This window comes from Streptomyces sp. NPDC054863, assembly GCF_053610825.1.
Window position 1 is genome coordinate 1 of sequence record NZ_JBSGZD010000432.1, and the last position, 4800, is coordinate 4800.

5 protein-coding genes are annotated in these 4800 nt (G+C 71.4%); all 5 read right to left on the reverse strand.

Features of this window, described 5'->3' with window-relative positions:
- Positions 1-62: 62 nt before the first annotated feature.
- The 5 genes from pdxS to pgsA all read right to left on the reverse strand — a co-directional run bounded on the left by pdxS (position 63) and on the right by pgsA (position 4719).
- Positions 63-971 (reverse strand): pyridoxal 5'-phosphate synthase lyase subunit PdxS, encoded by a 909-nt coding sequence (pdxS, locus tag ACWGIG_RS37030; protein WP_362425418.1) that lies wholly within the window; start codon positions 969-971, stop codon positions 63-65.
- A 164-nt stretch (positions 972-1135) separates the two neighbouring features.
- Complete coding sequence (locus tag ACWGIG_RS37035) at positions 1136-1681, reverse strand: hypothetical protein (protein WP_453326113.1); 546 nt, start codon at positions 1679-1681, stop codon at positions 1136-1138.
- Between the two features lie 253 nt (positions 1682-1934).
- Positions 1935-3128, reverse strand: a complete 1194-nt coding sequence (locus tag ACWGIG_RS37040) for a glycosyltransferase family 4 protein (RefSeq protein ID WP_453326114.1) — start codon at positions 3126-3128, stop codon at positions 1935-1937.
- Positions 3125-4066, reverse strand: a complete 942-nt coding sequence (locus tag ACWGIG_RS37045; RefSeq protein WP_453326115.1) for a phosphatidylinositol mannoside acyltransferase — start codon at positions 4064-4066, stop codon at positions 3125-3127. The genes ACWGIG_RS37040 and ACWGIG_RS37045 overlap by 4 nt, the downstream gene beginning before the upstream one ends.
- A complete protein-coding gene (gene pgsA / locus ACWGIG_RS37050) occupies positions 4063-4719 on the reverse strand; it encodes a phosphatidylinositol phosphate synthase (RefSeq protein ID WP_453326116.1) in 657 nt (218 codons plus the stop codon). The genes ACWGIG_RS37045 and pgsA overlap by 4 nt, the downstream gene beginning before the upstream one ends.
- Positions 4720-4800 lie beyond the last annotated feature (81 nt).

The window sequence follows — 4800 nt, forward strand, 5'->3', positions numbered from 1 at the left end:
GTGCTCCCGTACGTCGCCCTGGAGGGCCAGGACGCCGACAACGGGGTTGCTCTTCATGCTCGTTACCAGCCCCGGTTGGCGTAGCGCTCGGACTCGGGGAGGGTGTCGCAGTTGATGCCGACCATGGCCTCGCCCAGGTTCCGCGACGCGTCCGCGATGATCTTCGGGTCGTCGAAGAAGGTGGTGGCCCGGACGATGGCGGCGGCGCGCTTGGCCGGGTCGCCGGACTTGAAGATGCCGGAGCCGACGAAGACGCCCTCGGCACCGAGCTGGCGCATCAGCGCGGCGTCGGCGGGGGTGGCCACGCCACCTGCGGAGAACAGCACCACGGGGAGCTTGCCGAGCTCGGCGACCTCCTTGACCAGCTCGTACGGGGCGCGGAGGTCCTTGGCGGCGGCGAACAGCTCGTTGTTGTCGTAGCCGCGCAGCTTGGCGATCTCGTTCTTGATCTGGCGCAGGTGGCGGACCGCCTCGACGACGTTGCCGGTGCCGGCCTCGCCCTTCGAGCGGATCATGGCCGCGCCCTCGGCGATGCGGCGCAGGGCCTCGCCCAGGTTGGTGGCACCACAGACGAAGGGGGTGGTGAACGCCCACTTGTCGGAGTGGTTGACCTCGTCGGCCGGGGTCAGCACCTCGGACTCGTCGATGTAGTCGACACCGAGCGACTGGAGGACCTGGGCCTCGACGAAGTGGCCGATGCGGGACTTCGCCATGACCGGGATGGACACGGCCTCGATGATCTCTTCGATCATGTTGGGGTCGGACATCCGGGCCACACCGCCGTCCTTGCGGATGTCGGCGGGCACCCGCTCCAGCGCCATGACGGCGACGGCACCGGCGTCCTCGGCGATCTTCGCCTGCTCGGCGTTGACGACGTCCATGATCACACCGCCCTTGAGCTGCTCGGCCATGCCGCGCTTGACGCGGTCGGTGCCGGTGGCGGGGGTGTGCGGGGTGGTGTTGCTGGACATCTGATCGACCTCGCTCGGTGACGGGAAGGCAAGCGTTTCAGCGGTACCTGCACGGATTCCTGTACGGATTCCCGAACGGGTTCCTGTTACCGCTGAGGAAACGCCCTGCGACCAGTCCACTGCAAGGGCCAATGGTGAGGCGGTGGATCGTTTTCGTGGCTCCCTCAGGTACCGGGACGGTCGGCGAGGGCGACCGGAGGCTCGTCGTCCATCTCGAAGGCCATCGGAATCGGGGCATGCCCGGCCAGCCGGAACCACCGGACCTTGCGGTGCCGGCGCAGGGCGTGGGCGGCCCGCACGGAGTCGTTGTGGAACCGGCGCGCCATCGGCACCCGGCGCACGGCGGCGGCCAGCTCCCCCGCGGCCTCCTCGCCGCCCGGGGCCAGCTTCAGCGCCTCCACCTGCTCCGGCTCCCCGAACACGGCCCGCAGCGCCTGGCTGAGCTCGCTCTCCGCGACCTCCCGCTGCTCCTCCTCGGCCTGCCGGGCCTCGTGCGTGGCCTGGTACAGCACGATCGACGAGGCCGGGTCCAGCACCCCGGAGGTCGCCAGCTCCTGCGCCACGGAGGCCCGTCGCAACAGCTGCGCGTCGAGGGCAGCACGGGAGGCGTCGATCCGGGCGTGCAGCCGGTCGAGCCGGCCTGCGGTCCAGCTGAGATAGAGGCCGATCGCGAAGAGGCCGACGACGATCCAGATGAGAGTTACGGTCACCCGCCGAGGCTATCCGCTTGCCGCTCGGGCGCGGGGCGGGCGGGGGCGTCTGCGGCGCGGGTCTGCGTATGCGGGCCTGCGTATGCGGGTCTGCGCCGGTGGGGGCGGGCGGAGGTTGCCTGCGGCTCAGGGCGGGCGCCGGTGGTTGCCCGGCGGCTCAGGCCGACGCCATGGAGGCGGGCGTTCCGGGCTGCGCCCGGTGCACGGCCTGCGCCCGCGCGTCCTCAAAGCCCGGACGGGCTGGAAAATCCCCTCACACGCCCGACGGGCTGGATTTGCCGATCTTCGCCCGGGCCCGCGCCATCCGCCCCGGCCGTTCCTCCTCGTCCGTCGACGCCACCACCGACGCCGCGCCGTCCATCACCGTCTCGTACACCGCCAGGATGTCCGCCGCTACCGTCGACCAGTCGAAGCGCCGCACGTGCTGCGACCCGCGCTCGCTCAGTTCCGCCCTGCGTCCGGCATCCCCCAGCAGCCGTACCGCCGCAGCGGCCAGCGCCTCCGCGTCCTCGTTCGCGAACAGGTCGCCCGCCGCGCCCTGGTCCAGCACCTGCGCGAACGCGTCCAGGTCGCTCGCCAGTACCGGAGCCCCCGCCGACAGCGCCTCGACGAGGATAATCCCGAAGCTCTCGCCGCCCGTGTTGGGGGCCACGTACACATCGACGCTGCGCAGCAGCCGTGCCTTGTCCTCGTCGCTGACCATGCCGAGGAACTCCACCCGGGAGCGCATCTCCTCGGGCAGCGAGGCGACCGCCTCCTTCTCGTCGCCGCGGCCCGCGACCAGCAGCCGGGTGTCCGGCCGCTCGGCCAGGATGCGGGGCAGCGCCCGCATCAGCACGGGCAGGCCCTTGCGCGGTTCGTCGATGCGGCCGATGAAGCCCAGGGTCCGGCCCTGCCACTCCTCCTTCGGCTCGGCCTTCGCGAAGAAGTCGACGTCGACCCCGTTGGGGATCGTGACCGCGTCCCCGCCCAGGTGCTCCACCAGCGTCCGCCGCGCGTACTCGCTCACCGCGATCCGCGCGCTGATCTTCTCCAGCGCGGGCTGCAGGATGGAGTACGCGGCCAGCATGAAGCGCGAACGCGCCGTCGAGGTGTGGAACGTCGCGACGATCGGGCCCTGCGCCGCCCAGCAGGTCAGCAGCCCCAGCGAAGGCGCCGCCGGTTCGTGGATGTGGACCACGTCGAAGGTCCCGTCGTGCAGCCACCGCCGCACCCTGGCCGCAGACAGGACGCCGAAGCTCAGCCGCGCCACCGAGCCGTTGTAACGCACCGGAACCGCCCGACCCGCCGACACCACGTACGGCGGCAGCGGAGTCTCGTCGTCCGCCGGGGCCAGCACCGACACCTCGTGCCCGAGCCCGATCAGATGCTCGGCGAGATCCCGGATGTGGAACTGGACGCCGCCCGGCACGTCCCAGGAGTACGGACAGACGATGCCGATCTTCACCCTTGGTCCCCCGGCCGCGTTTCCAGATCCGCCAGCCACAGTCGTTGCAGCATGTGCCAGTCCTCCGGATGCTCGGCGATCCCGGTGGCGAAGGCGTCGGCCAGCGCCTGTGTCATCTCTGACGTCTTCTCGCCCCGCGTGCCTGTCTCGGGCACGTCCACGGGCGGATGCACCCGCCCCCGCATCTTCTTCGGCCCGTCGTACCAGAGCGTCACCGGCAGCAGCAGCGCCCCCGTCTGCTGCGCCAGGATCGCGGGCCCGGCCGGCATCCGCGCGCTCTCGCCGAAGAACTTGACCTCGACGCCCGAGGCCGACAGGTCCCGGTCGGCGACCAGACAGACCAGCCCGCCGGCCCGCAGCCGCCGGGCGAGCGTCCCGAAGGCGGAGCCGCCCGTGTGCGGGACGACCTCCATGCCCAGGCTCTCGCGGTACGCGACGAACCTGTCGTACAGCGTCTCCGGCTTGAGGCGCTCGGCGACCGTCGTGAAGGGGTGGCCGAGGTGGGTGGTGACCCACACTCCCGCCAGGTCCCAGTTCGCAATGTGCGGCAGCGCCAGGACGACGCCCCGCCCGGAGTCGAGCGCGTCCGTGATCCGCTGCGAGTCCTGGATGCGGACGTCGGCGGCGATCCGCTCCCGGCTCCACACGGGCAGCCGGAAGGACTCCATCCAGTACCGCATGTACGAACGCATGCCGGCCTTCGACAGAGCCGCGAGCCGCGCCGCGCTCGCGTCGGGCACGACCCGCGCAAGGTTGGACTCCAGCCGCAGCACGCTCTTGCCGCGCCGCTTCCAGACCTGGTCGGCGAGGGTACGGCCGAGGCCCGACGCCACCGGCTCGGGAAGCTTCTTGACGCCGCCCCAGCCGAGCCCGTACAGCCCGTCCACCAGCCTGTCCTTGGCGGTCGGCCGCTCCTCCTCTGCAGCCGGGGCACTCACGACGCGGCCCCGTTCCCGGTCGCCGCGTCGGCCTCGGCCGACTCCCGGCGCACCGTCACGACCCGCTGCCCCAGCGTCACCAGGGAGCCCACCGCGACGACCCACAGCGCGATCGGCAGCAGCACGTCGACGCCCGGCAGCCCGAACTTGTGCAGCCCGGCCACGCCGGCCGCGACCAGCGTGATCACGAGCCGCTCGGCCCGCTCGATGAGGCCGTTGACCGCGACCGGCAGCCCGATCGCCTCGCCGCGGGCCTTGGTGTACGAGACGACCTGGCCGCTCGCGAGGCAGAAGATGGCGACCGCGCACAGCACGTTGTCGTTGCCGTTGCCCGCGTACCAGAGGGCGAGCCCGCCGAAGATGCCCGCGTCGGCGACCCGGTCCAGCGTCGAATCGAGGAACGCGCCCCACCGGCTGGACACCCCGGCCTGCCGCGCCATGTTCCCGTCGACGAGGTCGGAGAACACGAAGAGGGTGATGACGATGGTGCCCCAGAAGAACTCCCCGCGAGGGAAGAAGACCAGCGCACCCGCCATCACTCCGGCCGTACCGATGAGCGTGACCGCATCCGGACTCACTCCACGACGGAGCAGAAATGCGGCAAACGGTGTGAGGACACGCGTGAAGAATGCACGCGCGTACTTGTTCAGCATGGCCTTCCCGAGGGGTCGGATCGCCGAGCGGCCCCTATGGCCACCGGCTGGCCCATCGTAGCCAGCGCCCCGGACCCGCAC

Excerpts from the sequence above, each read along its gene's own strand:
- pdxS (WP_362425418.1), bottom strand. The coding sequence starts at position 971 with ATGTCCAGCAACACCACCCCGCACACCCCCGCCACCGGCACCGACCGC.
- pgsA (WP_453326116.1), bottom strand. The coding sequence starts at position 4,719 with ATGCTGAACAAGTACGCGCGTGCATTCTTCACGCGTGTCCTCACACCG.